The following is a 17615-nucleotide window of genomic DNA, read 5'->3' on the forward strand; positions in this document are numbered from 1 at the left end:
GCCGCACTCACTTCTTGGTGTAGATCTGGTCGAAGCTGCCGCCATCGGCAAAGTGGTCCTTGTCGGCCTTGGCCCAGCCGCCAAAGGCCTGGTCGATGGTGACCAGCTCCAGCTTGGGGAACTTGTCCGCGAACTCGGCCTTGACCTTGGCATCGGTGGGACGGTAGTAGTTGCGGCCGGCGATGCGCTGGCCTTCCTCGGAGTACAGGTACTTCAGGTACTCCTCGGCCACGGCGCGCGTGCCCTTCTTGTCCACGACCTTGTCGACCACGGCCACCGAAGGCTCGGCCAGGATGGACAGCGAAGGCACGACGATCTGGAACTTCTCGGGACCGAACTCCTTGAGTGCCAGGAAGGCCTCGTTCTCCCAGGCCAGCAGCACATCGCCCACGCCGCGCTGCACGAAGGTGATGGTGGCGCCGCGCGCGCCCGTGTCCAGCACGGGCACGTTCTTGAACAGCTTGCCGATGAAGTCCTTGGCCTGTGCGTCGCCGCCGTACTTGCGCTTGGCGAATTCCCAGGCGGCCAGGTAGTTCCAGCGCGCACCGCCGCTGGTCTTGGGGTTGGGCGTGATCACCTGCACACCGGGCTTGACCAGGTCGTCCCAGTCCTTGAGGTTCTTGGGATTGCCCTTCTTCACCAGGAAGACGATGGTGGAGCTGTAGGGCGCCGAGTTGTGCGGCAGGCGCTTTTGCCAGTCGGCCTTGAGCAGGTTGCCGTTCTTGACCAGGGCATCGATGTCGCCGGCCAGCGCCAGCGTGGCCACGTCGGCGTCGATGCCGTCGATGATGGAACGCGCCTGCTTGCCCGAGCCGCCGTGCGACTGCTTGACGCTCACGTCCTGGCCGCTCTTGGCCTTCCAGTGCTTGGCGAAGGCCTGGTTGTACTCCACGTACAGCTCGCGCGTCGGATCGTAGGAGACATTGAGCAGTTGCACCGACTGGGCCAACGCCGGCAGAGCCGACAGGGTCAAGCCCGCGATCAGGCCGGCGGCGACAGGAAACTTGATAAAGTGGCGGCGAATTTTCATTGGAGTGTCGGTAGAGAGTGGAGACGACGGTCTGGTGCCGTGGAAAGCATTCTCAAAGCCAACTCTTAAAACTCAAACCAATAAGATTTCAGTTTGTTATTCCCAAAACATCTGAATCTCCACAAGACAAGGACTCAATTCCCCATGGCACGTACCGTTCACTGCATCAAGCTTGGCGTTGACGCTGAAGGCCTGGATTTCCCGCCCTACCCCGGCGAGCTGGGCAAGCGCATTTTTGAAGGCGTGAGCAAGCAGGCCTGGGCCGACTGGCTCAAGCACCAGACGATGCTGGTCAACGAAAACCGCCTGAACCTGGCCGACGCCCGCGCACGCCAGTACCTGGCCCGCCAGATGGAAAACCACTTCTTCGGCGGCGGCGCCGATGCGGCGGCCGGCTACGTGCCTCCTACGGCCTGAGCCGCTTCGTGCCCTTTCACCGCCCCCGTCGCACCGCGCCGGGGGCGGTTTCATTTGCGGTGCCGCAAACGGCCGCCGCCCAGAGACCGCCTACAATGCCCGCCTTCTTGCGCTGGACGGCGCAGTGGCCGCACACCCTGCGGCGCGGGCCGGTCTTCATCCGAGGTTTTCCGTGCTTCCATCCGTCTCCCTGCTGGAATCGTTCCAGGCATCGCAGTTCACCGTCATGCTGGTGATCTACCTCGTGGCCATCACGGCCGAAGCCATGTCGGGCGCGCTGGCGGCGGGCCGGCGCAACATGGACATCTTCGGCGTGGCCGTGATCGCCTTCGTCACCGCGCTAGGCGGCGGCACCATCCGCGACATGGTGCTGGGCCACTACCCCATCGGCTGGACGCAGCACCCTGAATATGTCTACCTGGTCATCTCGGCCGGGCTGCTGACCATCGTCGTGGCACGCCACATGCACCATCTCAAGCAGGTCTTTCTGTTGCTGGACGCCATGGGGCTGATCGCCTTCTCGCTGATCGGCTGCAACGTGGCGCTGGAGCTGGGCTACCCGCCCGTGGTGGTGGTGATGTCGGGCATGCTGACCGGCATCAGCGGCGGCATTCTGCGCGACGTGCTGTGCAACCAGGTGCCGGTCGTCTTCCGGCGCGAGCTGTACGCCAGCGTGTCCCTGACCGTGTGCCTGCTGTTCCTGGGACTGCGCACGCTGGAAGTGGGCTCCAACCTCAGCACCGTCGTCTGCTTTGCCGGCGGACTCACGCTGCGCCTGGCTGCCATCCGCTTCAAGTGGCGGCTGCCCGTGTTCTCCTACCAGCAGCGCTGGGAGGAGTAGTTCTGCCCCTTGCCCATGTCCGAACCCATTGACTGGCTGCCCGATGGCACGCCCTATAGCCCGCGCTTCGGCGACCGCTACCACAGCGAACTCGGCGGCCTGGACCAGGCCCGCCACGTCTTTCTGGGCGGCTGCGGCCTGCCGGCGGCCTGGGCCGATGCGCCGCAATGGCGCATCCTGGAGACCGGTTTCGGGTTCGGACTGAATTTCCTCGTTGCCTGGGAAGCCTGGAAGGCCGATCCCCGGCGCCCGAGGCTGCTGCATTTCGTCTCGGCCGAGGCCTTTCCCGTCAGTGCCGACGCCATGCGCCAGGCCATGCCGGGCGAGCCAGGATTGCGCCTGCTGGCCGAAGAGCTGGTCACCCGGTTCCAGGGCCTGCTGCCCGGCGTGCACCGCCTCGCCTTCGAGCAAGGGCGCGTGCTGCTGACGCTGTACATCGGCGATGCCCAGGCCATGCTGCGGCGCCAGCAGCTCACGGCCGACAGCATCTACCTGGACGGCTTCACGCCGGAACTCAACCCCGACCTCTGGAGCGCCGACACCCTGCGCGCGCTGGCGCGCCATTGCCGGCGCGGCACGCAGCTGTCCACCTGGTGCGTGGCGCGTACGGTGCGCGATGGCCTGGCCCAGCACGGCTTTCAGGTGCGCAAGGTGGATGGCGTGCGCCCCAAGCGCCACAACCTGCATGCCGTCTTTGACCCGGCCTGGCAACCGCGTGGGCCGCGCGGGCCGCGTGCACAGCCGCAGGAAGCCATCACCCCACGGCGCTGCATGGTGCTGGGTGCAGGCATCGCCGGCGCGGCCGCCGCCGCCAGCCTGTCGCGCCGTGGCTGGCAGGTCACCGTGCTGGATGCTGCCGACGCGCCTGCAGCGGGCGCCTCGGCCCTGCCCGCGGGCCTGTTCTGCCCCCATGTCTCGCCCGATGACAGCCTGCTGTCCCGCCTGAGCCGCGACGGCGCACGCCTGACCCTGGCGCAGCTGCAAATGCTCTCCGGCCAGGGCCTGCTGCAACCGGGCACGGACTGGTGCGATACCGGCGTGCTGGAGCACGGCGTGGAAGCCGCCCCGCGGCTGCCGCGCGACTGGCAATCCCCCGGCCCGGGCGACCACTGGAGCCGTCCCGCCAGCGCCGATCAACTCTCGGCGGCCGGCCTGCCCGCCGACGCCCCTGCCTGCTGGCATGTGCAGGCCGGCTGGGTGCGCCCGGCGCGGCTGGTGCAGGCGCAGCTGGCGCTGCCGGGCGTGCGCTGGCAGGGCCGCGCCTGCGTGGCGCGTCTTGCATGCACCGACACAGCCGGTGGCGCGCCCGTCTGGCAGGCCCTGGATGCACAGGGCAATCTGCTGGCCGAGGCTGAACTGGTCGTTCTCGCCCTGGGCCCCGCAACCAATGCGCTGCTGGAGCACAGCCTGGGCGCGCAGGCCACCTGGCCGCTGCAGCCCATTCGCGGCCAGGTCAGCTGGGATGTGCACACCCCGGCCAGCGCGCAGGCCATGCCGCCCTTTCCCGTCAACGGCCATGGCAACCTGGTGCCTGCCATGCCGCTGCCCGGCGATGCAGCCGGGCCAGGCTGGGTCATGGGATCGACCTTCGAGCGCGACGAGACCGTGCTGCCGCCAAGTCCCGAAGACCAGGCCGCCGCCCATGCAGCCAATGGCGCCAAGCTGGCGCAGCTGCTGCCACGTGCCTACCAGGGCCTGCAAGGCTTCTTCGACGCGCCACCGCGCGCCACCTGGGGCGCCGTGCGCGTGGCCTCGCCAGACCGGCTGCCCGTGGTCGGACCGGTGTCCGATCAGGCTCCCGGCCTGTGGGCGCTGACGGCCATGGGCTCGCGCGGGCTCACCCTGTCGCTGCTGTGCGGCGAGCTGCTGGCAGCACGCCTGCACGACGAACCGCTGCCCCTGGACGCCAGGCTGGCGGCTGCCCTGGCCAGCGAGCGCCTGGGCCGCAGGCGCTGAGCCGTTGAACCGCCCGGCAGCTGAACGGCCCGGCATTCACACAACGGCCTGAAAGAAAACCCGAGTCTTCCCGCAGACGGTTTTTTGTCACTCGTTATGTTTTTTAGTGCATATCGCTAGAATCCGGAACCTGTTTTCAAAAGGAAACAACCAGCCGCTCCCCGCGTTCAACCACACAAGAACCTGAAACCGTGACCCGCCAGCCCCGCTCCTGCGCTCCCGCATCCTTACCCGCCCTCTGCTCACCCTCGTTCCGCCTTCGCTCCACTCTGACACACGCCCTGCTGCTCGCAGGCCTGGCCGCCAGCACGCAGGCGCAAGCCCAGGTCGAGGCCCAATCGGGTGCGCCTGCAGCACAGGCTTCGCAGACCTTCCAGTTGGGCACGGTCGATGTGCACGGTGCGCGTGATGAAGCACAGGCCATATCCGGCGATGAACAGCGACTGGACGCCGCCGAGATGCGCCAGCGCAATGCCGACACCGTGGCCGACGCCGTGCGCCTGCTGCCGGGCGCCGCGCTGTCGCGCAACAATCGCAACGAGGAAATGATCTACCTGCGCGGCTTCGATCCGCGCCAGGTGCCGGTCTTCGTGGACGGCGTGCCGTTGTACGTGCCCTATGACGGCTATGTGGACTTCGGCCGCTTCACCACCTTCGACCTGTCCGAGATCCGCGTGGCCAAGGCCGGCGCCTCGCTGATGTATGGCCCCAATACGCTGGGCGGCGCCATCAACCTGGTCACGCGCAAGCCCGTCAAATCCTTCGAGGGCGATGCGCGCATCGGCGCAGGCGCAGGCGGCGAACGCAAGGCCGCCGTGAACCTGGGCGGCAACCTGGGCACCTGGTACTACCAGCTGGGCGCCTCCTACCTGGACGCGGACAGTTTTCCGCTGCCCAAGGGCTTCAAGGACTTCAAGAAGCAGCCCACCGACACGGGCAACTACCGCGACAACGCCTACCGCACGGACAAGCGGCTGTCGTTCAAGCTGGGCCTGACGCCCAATGCCACGGACGAATACGCGCTGGGCTATGTGCGCCAGGAAGGCGAGAAGGGCAACCCCGTGTATACCGGCAGCGCCGCGGGCAAGAACGTCATCCGCTACTGGCGCTGGCCCTACTGGGACAAAGACAGCGTGTACTTCCTGAGCACCACGCGCATCAATGCCGACAACCTGCTCAAGACGCGCATCTACCACGACACCTACCAAAACGGCCTGGACATGTACACGGACGCGAGCTACTCGCGCCATGACCCCACCAGCAGCTACAAGGACGTGAGCCAAGGCGCCAGCGTCGAGTGGGCCAACTACAGTTTCAAGGGCCATGCGCTGCGCCTGGGCGCGCACTACAAGATCGACGAGCACACCGATGCCGCCTCGGCCAAGGACCCCAGCAAGCACTACCGCGACGTAACGCGCTCGCTGGTGGTCGAGGACACGATCTCCCTGGCCGAGCGCTGGAGCCTGAACCTGGCGCTCAGCCACGACCAGCGCGATGCGCGCGAGGTCTACCAGTGGCCCACGGGCTCCGCCAGCGCCACCAATGGCGTGGCCAAGCTCGGCTATGCGCTGGGCGGTGGCAGCGAGGCGTATTTCATCGCCTCGCACAAGACGCGCTTTCCCACCATCAAGGACCGCTACTCGGCACGCATGGGCACGGCCCTGGCCAACCCCGACCTGCAGCCCGAGACGGCCAACCACTTGGAGCTGGGCGTCAGCGGCTCGCCCTGGCAGGGCGGCCAGGGCCAGGCCGCGCTGTTCTACAGCCGCGTGCGCAACCAGATCCAGACCGTGGTCGTGGCCTCGGCCGAATGCGGCGGCACCACCTGCAACCAGGCGCAGAACGTGGGGCGCACGCGCAACATCGGCATGGAGCTGTCCCTGGCCCAGCAACTGTCCGCGCAATGGGGCGTGAACGCCGGCTACACCTACCTGAACCGCCGCAACACCAGCGACTCCAGCATCACGCTGACCAACACGCCGCGCCACCGCCTGCTGGCCGGTGTCCAGTGGCGTCCGCTGGCGCAGTGGGAATTCAATGCCGAGGTCGAGACCGAGAAGGGCCGCTACGTTCCGCTGTCTGGCAGCGGCCAGTTGCAGACGCTCAAACTGCCCGGCTACGGCATTGCCAACCTGCGCGCACGCTACAAGCCGCGCAGCGACATCACCGTGGACTTTGGCGTGGCCAATATCGGCGACAAGTGGTACCAGTTCGATGACGGCCTGCCCATGCCGGGCCGCAGCTGGTATGTCAACCTGGGCTATCGCTTCTGAAGCCGGGTCGGAGACTGTGCCCGTGCCCGATTCCATGGAACCGATCTGCCACCCTCGCCGCCGCCTGCTGGGTGCCCTGCCCGCGCTGGCCGCCCTGAGCAGCTGCGCCAGCCTGCCGGCAGAAGCTGTCAGCGTCGACGTGGCCGTGGTCGGCGGCCTGTCGCTGTGCGGCGTCTGGCCGCGCCTGGCCGACATGGCGGGCCGCAGCCTGGGCCTGTCCGTGCGCACCGCCGTTGCCGCGCCCAAGGAGGGCGTGATTCCCGCCATGGCCCAGGGCCGCGCCCAGCTGCTGCTGATCCACGCCAGCGACGAAGCCATGTCGCTGGAGGCTGCCGGCCTGGCATCGGCCGCGCGGGTCTGGGGCTGGAACGAGCATGTGTTCGCCGGTCCTGCCCACGACCCGGCCCGCGTGCGCGGCGCGGCCGATGGCGTGGAGGCCATGCGCCGCATCGTTGCCAGCGGCTCACCCTTCATCGCGCTGCGCGACCCCGGCAGCTATACCGTGGTCCAGCGCCTGTGGCGCCGCGCCGGCATACGGCCGGACGCCCGCTGGCTGCGCGCCGACACCGGGCCGCGCCCCCAGGCCGTGCTGCAGTTGGCGGCCGAGCTCCAGGCCTATGCCGTGGTCGGCCATATCCCGCTGCATTTCGGCAAGATGGGCGCGCCCGGCATCGAGCTGCTGCTGCACGGCGACCCGCTGATGCGCCGGCCCTATGTGCTGCTCACGCCCGGGCCGCGCCATCCGGCCGACGCCCGCCAGCGCCGCAGCGCGCAACGGCTGGCCGAGCATCTGCTGTCCGCGCCGGGCCAGCAGGAACTGGCGCTGGCCAATGTGGCAGCCGGAGGTCCCTGGATCTTCGGGCGCGACAGCATGCCCCTGGTCAACGACACCGGCGGCGGCCAGGAGTAAAAACCTGCCTGGATTCCACAAGCACCGCATGCCATGAACTCACCTGCCACCCTGCCCCTGGCCGCCCTGGTCCATCCCGACGACGAACATGCAATGGAGCTGCTGCTCGAACGCGTGGCACGCCGCCTGCAAGGCGCGGGCTGGCGGGTGGGCGGCCTGGTGCATCGCCAGGACCGCTATGCCAACGGCAACAAGCGCATGCAGCTGTTCGACCTGCGCAGTGACCGCCAATTCGAGCTGTCCCAGGACCTGGGCTGCGCCTCGCGCGCCTGCAGCCTCAACCCCCAGGCCCTGGCCCAGGCCAGCGCCGTGCTGCGCCAGGCGCTGGACGATGGCGTGGATCTGGTGGTGATCAACCGCTTCGGCATCGTCGAGGCCTCGGGCCAGGGCTTTGCCGCCGAATTCGCGGCCTTTGTCGAGGCCGGCACGCCCGTGCTCACGGCCGTCGCGGCCCGCCATCTTGAAGACTGGCGCAGGTACACCGGCAGCCTGCATGCCGAGCTGGCAGCCGATGAGGTGCAGATAGAGCAATGGTGCCAGGCACAGCTTGAGCGCCGTGGCTGCGCCAGCCCCATCCCCTGATTTTCATGACCGATCTTCTGTTCACCCGCCGCCGCTGGCTGGGCCAGGCCATGGCGGCGCTGGCCTCATCGGCTCTTGTTCCCGGCCATGCCCAGACCACGACCATTGCCGCGCGCATAGGCCAGATACCGGACGCGACCAAAGTGCGCCGGGTGTTTGCTGCCGGCCCCCCCGCAGGCGTGCTGGTGGCCACGCTGGCACCGCACAAGCTGCTGGGCTGGCCCCAGCAGCTGGACGATGTCTCGCGCACCTACCTTGGGCCCACGCTGCAGGCGCTGCCGCACCTGGGCCGCCTGTCCGGGCGCGGCAGCACCATGCCGCTGGAGTCGCTGCTGAAGCTGCAGCCCGACCTGGTGCTGGACGCCGGCACGGCCGATGCCCCCTATATCTCGGCCACCGAGCGGCTGGCGCGCCAGACCGGCCTGCCCTGCGTGCTGATCCAGGGCTCGCTGGCCGACCACGCACGCCAGTTGCGCGAGGTTGGCGCCTTGCTGGGCGAGGCCGCACGTGGCGAAACCCTGGCCCGCCATGCCGATGCCGTGGCGGCGCTGGCGCAGCGTGCCACCCAGGGCCTGGCACCGGCCGAGCGCCCGCGCGTGTATTTCGCACGCAGCGCCAATGGCCTGGAGACAGGGCTGGCGGGCTCCATCAATGTGGAAGCCATCGAGTACGCGGGCGGGCTCAATGTGGCGGCCGACGCAGGGCGCGGCGGACTGACACGCGTGTCCATGGAGCAGATCCTGGCCTGGGACCCGCAGGTCATCGTCACGCAGGAACCCGGCCTTGCCGAGCGCATGCGCCAGGACCCGCTGTGGCGCGGCGTGGCCGCCGTGCGCTCGGGCCGCGTGCACTGCGCGCCGGTCTGGCCCTTCGGCTGGCTGGATGGTCCGCCCGGCGTCAACCGGCTGATCGGCGTGCGCTGGCTGCTGCAAAAGCTCCACCCGCAGGCGCCGGCACTGCAGGGACTGCCGCCGTTGGAACGCGAGGTGCGCGACTTCTACCGCCTGTTCTATGGCGCCGACCTGTCGCCCGCAGCGCTGGGCAGGCTGATGGAGACTGCGCGTTGATGCCTGCCACAGGCCGCCGCCTGGGGTGGGTGCTCGCGCTGGCCTTGCTGGCCGCCGTGCTGCTGTGGGCACTGGCGGCGGGTCAGTTCTCCATCGCGCCGCAGCAGCTGTGGCAGTCGCTGCTGGCGCACGCAATGGGCACTGCCTCGCCCTTGTCCGCCAGCGCCGAGATCGTGCTCTGGAACATCCGCCTGCCACGCATCGCCGCAGGCCTGGCCGTGGGCGCCACGCTGGCAGCGGCGGGTGCGGCCTACCAGGGCATGTTCCGCAACCCGCTGGTCTCGCCCGACATCCTGGGCGTCTCGGCCGGTGCCGGCCTGGGCGCGGTGCTGGGCATCTTCCTGGGCTGGACCATGGCGGCCGTGCAGGCCCTGGCCTTTGGCGGCGGGCTGGCCGCTGTGGCCGTGGTGGTGGCCATCAGCGCCAGCGTGCGCCGCCATGACCCCGTGCTGGTCCTGGTGCTGGCCGGCATTGCGCTGGGCGCGCTGCTGGGCGCGGGCATCGCCCTGGTCAAGACGCTGGCCGACCCCAATACGCAGCTGCCATCCATCACCTTCTGGCTCATGGGCGGCCTGAGCGCCGTGACCCTGCCCGAGCTGGGTGCCACGGCACCCGTGATGCTGTGCGCCCTGCTGCCCCTGATGCTGCTGCGCTGGCGCATCAACCTGCTGGGCCTGCCTGACGAGGAGGCGCTGGCCCTGGGCGTGCCCGTGGCACGCCTGCGCCTGCTGCTGGTGGCCTGTGCCACGCTGGGCACGGCGGCCGCCGTATCGCTGGCCGGCATCGTCGGCTGGGTGGGGCTGGTGGTGCCGCATGTGGCGCGCCTGCTGGTCGGCCCCAATTTCGTGCGCCTGCTGCCGGCCTCGGCGCTGCTGGGCGCGGGCTTCGTAGTTGCAGCCGACACGCTGGCGCGCAGCGCGGCACGCATCGAGCTGCCACTGGGCATTCTCACGGCCCTGGTCGGCGCGCCCTTCTTTCTTTACCTGCTGTCGCGCACGGGGCGCAATGACTGAAGTGCAGGCCCCACCCGTGCTGCAGACGCTGGCCCTGGCCACGGGCCATGGGCGCCGGCGCGTCAGCCAGGGGCTGGACCTGGCCATTGCCGCAGGCGAGGTGCTGTGCCTGCTGGGCCCCAACGGCTGCGGCAAGACCACGTTGTTCCGTACCATGCTGGGCCTGCTGGCGCCGCTGGCCGGAGAGGTGCGCGTGCAGGGCCAGCCCGTGCACAGCTGGCCGCGTGCCGAGTTTGCGCGGCGCGTGGGCTATGTGCCCCAGGCGCAGGCCGGCGTCTTCGGCTTCGAAGCGCTGGACATGGTGCTCATGGGCCGTGCCGCGCGCCTGCCTGCGCTGGCCCGGCCTTCAAGTGCCGACCGTGCCCTGGCGCTGGGCTGCCTGGAGCAGTTGGGCATCGCCCATCTGGCGCTGCGTCCCTATACCGAGCTGAGCGGCGGCGAGCGCCAGCTGGTGCTGATCGCACGCGCCCTGGCCCAGGAGCCCGCGCTGCTGGTCATGGACGAGCCCACGGCCAGCCTGGACTTCGGCAACCAGATCCGCGTGCTGGACCAGATTGCCGCGCTGCGTGCACGCGGCATGGCCGTGCTGCTGTCCACCCACCAGCCCGAGCATGCGCTGCAGGTGGCCGACCGCATCGCCCTGCTGGGCCGCGGCGGACTGCTGGCCTGCGGTGAGGCGGCGCAAGTGGCGACACCGGCCGCGCTGGCTGCGCTCTATGGGGTGAGCGAGGCGGCGGTGGCGGCGCGGCTGCCGGCAGACCTGGACAGGCGCAGCGTTGGCATCTAGTGCTTGGGAACGGGCAGCTTCCAGCCAGGCGGGGGCTGCAGCGGGCGACCTGCGTCCTTGAGCATGCGCTCCAGCAGTTGCTGTTCGCTGTGGATGGAGGAATCGGACAACAGCCGGACAAACGGATCGCCACCCGTCTGCATGCTCAGTGGGTTGGACTCGTGCATCAGCCAGTCCAGCTGGCGCCGCCGGGATTGCACTGCAGCGCGCTCGGCCGGGGTTCTGGCAAGCCAGCGCCGTATCGCCAGTCCAAAGGCCTCATCCAGCACGGTGGATGAGCGTTCCGTCATCAGGTGCGCCACATGCAGGCAGTCGGCATCTCGCGCCGGGGCATCGCCCCGCTTTTCGGGTTTGCAGGCATCGATCAAGGTCCGGTAGCCCGGCAGTTCAAAGGCCGCCCAGATGCCCATGGCCGTGATGGCAGCGCCTTCCTCGGGGCGGTAGGGCTGCCCACCTCCAAACGCCTGCAACTCCTCGGCCGTGGGCGGGTGTTTCAGCAGCACCGACTGCATCCAGCGCACGCCCTCATACATGTGCAGGTCCGCATAGCGGCTGTCGCGCGCGGCAGTCAGCAACTCCTGCGGCCCCAGCGCCTGCCACATCAGCGCAGTGAGATTGCTGGGTTCCAGCGCCAGCCAGCGGCGCGCAGCCTGCGACCGCAACTCGCCTTCACGTTCAGGCGCGCTGGCAGCCAGCAGTTGGTAGGCCAGCACGTCCTGCCCGGCCCGCTCCAAGGCGGCCTGGCGCCATTGCGGGGCTCGGCTGTCGGCATCCTCCTGTAGGAAGGGTGGGACTGACAGATTGATCAGGATGGCCGCAAAGGCCCGATCGCGCCCGCTGCCGGAACCGGCCAACTGCGCCGCCACGCGATGCAGATACGCATCCCAGGCTGATTCCCGTGCGGATTCGCCGGGTTCAGGCGTGTCAGCTGTGTGCGCTGCTGACAACGGGGACTGCGGCGGTGCCGGCTTCTGGGCCTGCGCCTGAGCAGCAGTTGCCAATGCCAAGGCCAGCCCGATGGCGGCACAACGGTTTCGCATTCTGAAATCCTCCCTCTGGCCGGAAAGCATATCGGCCGCTCATGCGTTTGACATGCCCAGCCCCACAAAGCCTGCTGCCATTCACTTATATCCATATCCACATACTTGCAGGACAAAACAATCGTTTGCTTCTATAAGGCCATTGCTTACATTTCCGTCCATGCAGGGTTCTGCGCGCGTTTCCCGCAAGTGCCTCGGTGCCACGCAATGAACCCCTGCACCGCCGCCACTGGCGGCAGTCGAAGACCCCACATCCGAAGCGCCATGTACCAATACACCGAATTCGACAAACAGTTCATCCGCCTGCGCGCCGAGCAGTTCCGTGACCAGCTCGAACGCTGGCAGGCCGGCAAGCTCTCGGAGGATGAGTTCAAGCCCCTGCGCCTGCAAAACGGCTGGTATGTGCAGCGCTACGCGCCCATGCTGCGCGTGGCCGTGCCCTACGGCGAACTGTCCAGCGCCCAGTTGCGCGTGCTGGCCCGCGTGGCCCGCGAGTATGACCAGCCCGACGCCGCCCTGCTGGCCGAGGCCCGCGCCACCCAGGACCGGCTGGGCGACATCCCGCTGCACGACGGCCGCCGCATCGGCTCCGACCTGAAGTTCGGCTACGGCCACTTCACCACGCGCACCAACGTCCAATACAACTGGATTCCGCTGTCCAAGGCCGCCGACGTGATGGACCTGCTGGCCAGCGTGAACCTGCACGGCATCCAGACCAGCGGCAACTGCATCCGCAACATCAACAGCGACGCGCTGGCGGGCATTGCCATCGACGAGATCGCCGACCCCCGCCCCTTCACTGAAATCCTGCGCCAGTGGAGCACGCTGCACCCCGAGTTCAGCTTCCTGCCGCGCAAGTTCAAGGTCTCCATCAGCGGCGCCGAGGAAGACCGCGCCGCGCTGGGCTGGTACGACGTGGGCCTGCAGTTGCTCAAGAACGAGGCTGGCGAGCTGGGCTTCAAGGTGCGCGTGGGCGGCGGCATGGGCCGCACGCCCACCATCAGCCCGGTGCTGCGCGAGTTCCTGCCCTGGAACCAGCTGATGAACTACCTGGAAGCCGTGATCCGCGTCTACAACCGCTACGGCCGCCGCGACAACGCCTGGAAGGCGCGCATCAAGATCCTCGTGAAGTCCGAGGGCCAGAACTTCATCGACCAGGTCGATGAGGAATTCCGCCAGATCGTCGAGGTCGAGGGTGGTCCCCACACCATCACGCAAGCCGAGTACGACCGCGTGGCCGCCAATTTCCGCGAGCCCGAGCTGGACCTGTCGCCCGCCAATGCCGAGGCCGAGACCCTGGCCCTGCTGCGCACGGCCGCCGAGGAAGACAAGGACTTCGGCCGCTGGCTGATCAGCAACGTGCGCCCGCACCGCCACCCGCAACTGCGCGCCGTGCTGCTGTCGTTCAAGCGCCTGGGCTACGCGCCCGGCGACGCCACGGCCGACCAGATGGATGCCGCCGCCGCGCTGGCCGACCAGTTCTCGGCCGGCGAGATGCGCGTCACCCACGAGCAGAACCTGCTGCTGCCCTGGGTGCGCCGCGACCAGCTGCCCCAGCTGTACAAGGCGGCCAAGGCCCTGGGCCTGGCCAAGCCCAATATCGGCCTGCTGACCGACATGATCGCCTGCCCCGGCGGCGACTTCTGCTCGCTGGCCAATGCGCGCTCCCTGCCCATTGCCGAGGCCATCACCGAGCGCTACCAGGACCTGGACGAGCTGTGGGACCTGGGCGAGATCGACCTGCACATCAGCGGCTGCATCAACAGCTGCGGCCACCACCACAGCGGCCACATCGGCATCCTGGGCGTGGACAAGGACGGCAAGGAGTGGTACCAGATCACGCTGGGCGGCGCCGACGGCTCCCACCTGTCCGGCCCGGCCACGCCCGGCAAGATCATCGGCCCCTCGTTCAGCGCCGCCGAAGTGCCCGGCGTGATCGAAGCCCTGCTGGCCACCTACCGCGAGCAGCGCCAAAGCGAAGGCGGCCGTTTCGAGACCTTCATCGCCACCGTGCGCCGCGTGGGCATCGACCCGTTCAAGGCCGCCGGCAATGCCGCCCGCCACCCCGCCAAGCACACCGAGGAAGCGGCCGCCTGACCCCAGGTGAGAGCCGCAGGAGATCCCCATGAAAATCATCGCCGCCCAAGAGCACCAAAGCCCGGCCGAAGGCCAGCAGACCATCATCGCCCCGGCCAATGACGCCGATCCCTTCACGCTGGATCTGACCGGCGTTCAGCGCATCGACCTCAACTTTCCCAAGTTCACCGATGGCCGCGCCTTCAGCCAGGCCCGCCTGCTGCGCAAGCGCCTGGGCTTCCAGGGCGAGATCCGCGCCACGGGCGACGTGCTGATCGACCAGCTGGTGCAGATGCAGCGCTGCGGCTTCGACGTGGCCGTGCTGCGCGAAGGCGTGGACATCGCCGACGCCCAGCGCCAGCTGGACCGCTTCCACGGCTTCTACCAGGGCGATGCCGTCCATCCCGAGCCCCACTTCGTCAAGGCGGCCTGACATGGGTGCGCAAAGCTTTCTGTCGCGACAGGCATCGGCCAAGGCCACCGAGGTCAACGGGCGTGCCAGCAGCGGCTTTGCCGACAAGCTGGCCGCCACCGAAGCCTTGCTGCGCGAGGCTGCGGCGCTGGGCGCCGAGGCCGTGACGCAGGCCTCCAGCCTGGGCGCCGAGGATGTGGTGATCACCGACATCATCCATCGCCTGGGCCTGGACATCCCCGTCTTCGTGCTGGACACCGGCGCCCTGCACACCGAAACCCTGGCCCTGCTGGAGCGCACACAGTCGCTGCCCGGCCTGAGCGTCAAGGTCTACCGGCCGCAGCTCGAATCGGTGATCCACTTCATCCGCGACAACGGCCAGGACGCCATGTACCGCAGCATCGAGCTGCGCAAGGCCTGCTGCGGCGTGCGCAAGATGGAGCCGCTGGCGCGTGCGCTGGCCGGCAAGAGCGCCTGGATCACGGGCCTGCGCCGCGAGCAGTCCAATGCCCGCGCCGACGTGCCCGCCGTGGACCGCAGCGAGGTCGAGACCAAGGGCCTGACCAAGTTCAACCCGCTGACCGACTGGACCCAGGGCGATGTCTGGCACTACATCGCCAGCCATGGCGTGGACTACAACCCGCTGCACGACCAGTTCTATCCCAGCATCGGCTGCGCACCCTGCACGCGCGCCGTCAGCCTTGGCGAGGACTTCCGCGCCGGCCGCTGGTGGTGGGAGGATGAAGCGGCCAAGGAATGCGGCCTGCATGCCAAGAAGTGAAGCCTGCAGGGTTTGACACCGATTTGATTGGAAACCAAGAAATGAATGCCCGTGTGGACACCTCCGTGCTGAGCCATCTCAGCAACCGCCACCTCGACGCCCTCGAAGAGGAAACCATCTTCGTGCTGCGCGAAGTGGCCGCCGCCTTCGAGCGCCCCACCCTGCTGTTTTCGGGCGGCAAGGACTCGCTGGTCATGCTGCGCTGCGCCGAAAAGGCCTTCGGCAAGGGCCGCATCCCCTACCCGCTGCTGATGATCGACACCGGCCACAACTTTCCGGAAGTGACCGACTTCCGCGACCTGCGTGCCAAAGAGCTCGGCGCCGAACTCATCGTGCGCAGCGTCGAGGACTCCATGGCACGCGGCACCGTGCGCCTGGCCCATCCGGGCGAAAGCCGCAACGTCCACCAGTCGGTGACGCTGCTGGAGGCCATCGATGAATTCCGCTTCGACGCCCTGATCGGCGGCGCGCGCCGCGACGAGGAAAAGGCCCGCGCCAAGGAACGCATCTTCAGCCACCGCGACAGCTTCGGCCAATGGCAGCCCAAGGCCCAGCGCCCCGAGCTGTGGACGCTGTTCAACACGCGTCTGGCCCCCGGCGAGCACTTCCGCGTGTTCCCCATCAGCAACTGGACCGAACTCGATGTCTGGCAATACATCGAGCGCGAGCAGATCGCCCTGCCCAGCATCTACTACACGCACAAGCGCGAAGTGGTGGAGCGCCGCGGCCTGCTGGTGCCCGTGACCGAACTCACGCCCCCGCGCGACGGCGAGGAAGTCGTGGTGCGCGACGTGCGCTTTCGCACCGTGGGCGACATCACCTGCACCTGCCCCGTGGAAAGCGAAGCCGCCACGGCAGCCGACATCGTGCTCGAAACCCTGGCCGCCGAAGTCAGCGAACGCGGCGCCACGCGCATGGACGACAAGACCAGCGACGCCTCCATGGAAAAGCGCAAGAAGGACGGATATTTCTGATGACCACCGCAAGCATTGCCGCCGACGCAGCCGTCGCGGATTCCACGGCCACCCAGGCCACACAGCAGACGGCCGCCAACGCCTCGGCCTTGCGCTTCATCACCTGCGGCTCCGTCGATGACGGCAAGAGCACGCTGATCGGCCGCCTGCTGGTGGACACGCGCGCCGTGCTGCAGGACCAGCTGGCCGGCGTCACCAAGAGCGGCGAGACCGACCTGGCGCTGCTGACCGACGGCCTGTCGGCCGAGCGCGAGCAGGGCATCACCATCGACGTGGCCTACCGCTACTTCGCCACCGAAAGCCGCAAGTTCATCATCGGCGACGCGCCGGGCCATGAGCAGTACACGCGCAACATGGTCACCGCCGCCAGCAGCGCCGACGCCGCCGTGGTGCTGGTCGATGCCACCAAGCTCGACTGGAAGAACCCGCAGCTCACCCTGCTGCCGCAGACGCGCCGCCACAGCCTGCTGGCCCACCTGCTGCGCGTGCACTCGCTGGTGTTTGCCGTCAACAAGCTCGACGCCGTCGAAGACCCGCAACAGGCCTTCGTCCACATCCGCGGCGCGCTGGAGCGCTTCACGGCCGAGGCCGGCATTGCCTCCGCGGCCACCGTGCCCGTCTCGGCCCTCAAGGGCTTCAACGTGGTCAACGCCGAGCCCGGCTGGGCCGGCTACGACGGCCCCAGCCTGCTGCAACTGCTGGAGCAGTTGCCCAACACGCCGACCGACACCGGCCTGGCGCTGGCCTTCCCCGTGCAATGGGTGGAGAAATTCTCGTCCTCGGCCGATACCAGCCAGGGCCGCCGCGTGTTCTGGGGCCGCGTGGCCGCAGGCCGCGCACGCGTCGGCGACGCCGTGCAGATCCTGCCCAGCGGCCAGCAGGCCGTGATTGCCCAGGTGCTGGACCATGCCCGCGTTCCCGGCTCCATCGACGCAGGCCTGTCGGCCGGCATCACGCTGGACCGCGAGGTCGATGTCTCGCGTGGTGACTGGCTCGTCGCAGCCCCTGCGGCTGCAGCGGCCGCTGCCGATGACGACTTCGACGCCCAGGAAGCGCAGCCCGCATGGCCCAGCAAGCGCGAGCTGACCGCTACCGTGGCCTGGATGGACGAGCAGCCGCTGGTCCCCGGCCGCACCTACCTGGCGCTGCATGGCCACCGCTGGATCAAGGCCAAGGCCCGCCGCGTGGTGCACCGCCTGAACATCCACACGCTGGCCCAGGAAGAGGCCACCCAGCTGGAGCCCAACGCCATCGGCCGCGTGGAGCTGCTGCTGCAGGAAAGCATTCCCGCAGCGCCCTTCGCCCAGGCCCGCCAGTTGGGTGCGCTGATCCTTGTGGACACGGCCAGCCACGCTACCGCAGGCGCTGCACTGCTGGATTGAGCAACTGGACAGTCCCGCTTCGCGAGCCGGCACATGCCGGCTCGTGGGCTTTCGGAAAACCGCAGCAGTCCGCG

At 68.6% G+C, this 17615-nt stretch carries 16 protein-coding genes; 14 read left to right on the forward strand and 2 right to left on the reverse strand.

Features of this window, described 5'->3' with window-relative positions:
* Positions 1–7: 7 nt before the first annotated feature.
* A complete protein-coding gene (locus tag A4F85_RS04385) occupies positions 8–1030 on the reverse strand; it encodes a sulfate ABC transporter substrate-binding protein (RefSeq protein ID WP_013801660.1) in 1023 nt (340 codons plus the stop codon).
* 144 nt (positions 1031–1174) lie between these two features.
* On the opposite strand from A4F85_RS04385, the gene A4F85_RS04390 reads away from it, so the two are divergent.
* The 9 genes from A4F85_RS04390 (at position 1175) to A4F85_RS04430 (ending at position 10876) form a co-directional block, all read left to right on the forward strand.
* Positions 1175–1447, forward strand: a complete 273-nt coding sequence (locus A4F85_RS04390; RefSeq protein ID WP_012206441.1) for an oxidative damage protection protein — start codon at positions 1175–1177, stop codon at positions 1445–1447.
* A 172-nt stretch (positions 1448–1619) separates the two neighbouring features.
* Positions 1620–2288, forward strand: a complete 669-nt coding sequence (locus tag A4F85_RS04395) for a trimeric intracellular cation channel family protein (RefSeq protein ID WP_063325758.1) — start codon at positions 1620–1622, stop codon at positions 2286–2288.
* Positions 2289–2303: 15 nt separating this feature from the next.
* Positions 2304–4244 (forward strand): FAD-dependent 5-carboxymethylaminomethyl-2-thiouridine(34) oxidoreductase MnmC, encoded by a 1941-nt coding sequence (mnmC, locus tag A4F85_RS04400; protein ID WP_063325759.1) that lies wholly within the window; start codon positions 2304–2306, stop codon positions 4242–4244.
* A 191-nt stretch (positions 4245–4435) separates the two neighbouring features.
* Positions 4436–6517 carry a TonB-dependent receptor plug domain-containing protein gene (locus tag A4F85_RS04405; RefSeq protein WP_063325760.1) on the forward strand — a complete coding sequence of 694 codons (2082 nt, stop codon included), beginning with the start codon at positions 4436–4438 and terminating at the stop codon, positions 6515–6517.
* A gap of 22 nt (positions 6518–6539) precedes the next feature.
* Positions 6540–7427, forward strand: coding sequence for a tungsten ABC transporter permease (locus A4F85_RS04410; protein ID WP_231890439.1), 888 nt, complete (start codon positions 6540–6542; stop codon positions 7425–7427).
* Positions 7428–7460: 33 nt separating this feature from the next.
* Positions 7461–8009: a DUF2478 domain-containing protein gene (locus A4F85_RS04415; RefSeq protein WP_034395316.1), complete on the forward strand. Its 549-nt coding sequence runs from the start codon at positions 7461–7463 to the stop codon at positions 8007–8009.
* Between the two features lie 5 nt (positions 8010–8014).
* On the forward strand, positions 8015–9076 hold the full coding sequence (locus A4F85_RS04420) for an iron ABC transporter substrate-binding protein (RefSeq protein ID WP_063325762.1): 1062 nt from the start codon (positions 8015–8017) through the stop codon (positions 9074–9076).
* A complete protein-coding gene (locus A4F85_RS04425; protein ID WP_063325763.1) occupies positions 9076–10089 on the forward strand; it encodes a FecCD family ABC transporter permease in 1014 nt (337 codons plus the stop codon). Before A4F85_RS04420 ends, A4F85_RS04425 begins: the two co-directional genes overlap by 1 nt.
* The gene (locus A4F85_RS04430; protein WP_063325764.1) at positions 10082–10876 is read left to right on the forward strand and encodes an ABC transporter ATP-binding protein; all 795 of its coding nucleotides are present in this window, start codon (positions 10082–10084) and stop codon (positions 10874–10876) included. Before A4F85_RS04425 ends, A4F85_RS04430 begins: the two co-directional genes overlap by 8 nt.
* Here the strand turns inward: A4F85_RS04430 and A4F85_RS04435 are convergent.
* Positions 10873–11730, reverse strand: a complete 858-nt coding sequence (locus A4F85_RS04435; protein ID WP_231890440.1) for a hypothetical protein — start codon at positions 11728–11730, stop codon at positions 10873–10875. The two genes, A4F85_RS04430 and A4F85_RS04435, sit on opposite strands and share 4 nt — an antisense overlap.
* A gap of 450 nt (positions 11731–12180) precedes the next feature.
* Here A4F85_RS04435 and A4F85_RS04440 point away from each other — a divergent pair, with 450 nt between their 5' ends.
* Genes A4F85_RS04440 through A4F85_RS04460 form a run of 5 tightly spaced genes read left to right on the forward strand, consistent with a single transcriptional unit; the run spans position 12181 to position 17541 of the window.
* A complete protein-coding gene (locus A4F85_RS04440; RefSeq protein ID WP_013801649.1) occupies positions 12181–14013 on the forward strand; it encodes a nitrite/sulfite reductase in 1833 nt (610 codons plus the stop codon).
* 28 nt (positions 14014–14041) lie between these two features.
* Positions 14042–14425 (forward strand): DUF934 domain-containing protein, encoded by a 384-nt coding sequence (locus tag A4F85_RS04445; RefSeq protein ID WP_012206452.1) that lies wholly within the window; start codon positions 14042–14044, stop codon positions 14423–14425.
* 1 nt (position 14426) lies between these two features.
* Positions 14427–15185 (forward strand): phosphoadenylyl-sulfate reductase, encoded by a 759-nt coding sequence (locus A4F85_RS04450; RefSeq protein ID WP_013801647.1) that lies wholly within the window; start codon positions 14427–14429, stop codon positions 15183–15185.
* 41 nt (positions 15186–15226) lie between these two features.
* Positions 15227–16159: a sulfate adenylyltransferase subunit CysD gene (cysD, locus tag A4F85_RS04455; protein WP_013801646.1), complete on the forward strand. Its 933-nt coding sequence runs from the start codon at positions 15227–15229 to the stop codon at positions 16157–16159.
* Complete coding sequence (locus A4F85_RS04460) at positions 16159–17541, forward strand: sulfate adenylyltransferase subunit 1 (protein ID WP_063325766.1); 1383 nt, start codon at positions 16159–16161, stop codon at positions 17539–17541. The genes cysD and A4F85_RS04460 overlap by 1 nt, the downstream gene beginning before the upstream one ends.
* Positions 17542–17615 lie beyond the last annotated feature (74 nt).

The sequence above is a fragment of the Delftia sp. GW456-R20 genome (genome assembly GCF_001622915.1).
Classification (GTDB): Bacteria; Pseudomonadota; Gammaproteobacteria; order Burkholderiales; family Burkholderiaceae_C; genus Comamonas; species Comamonas acidovorans.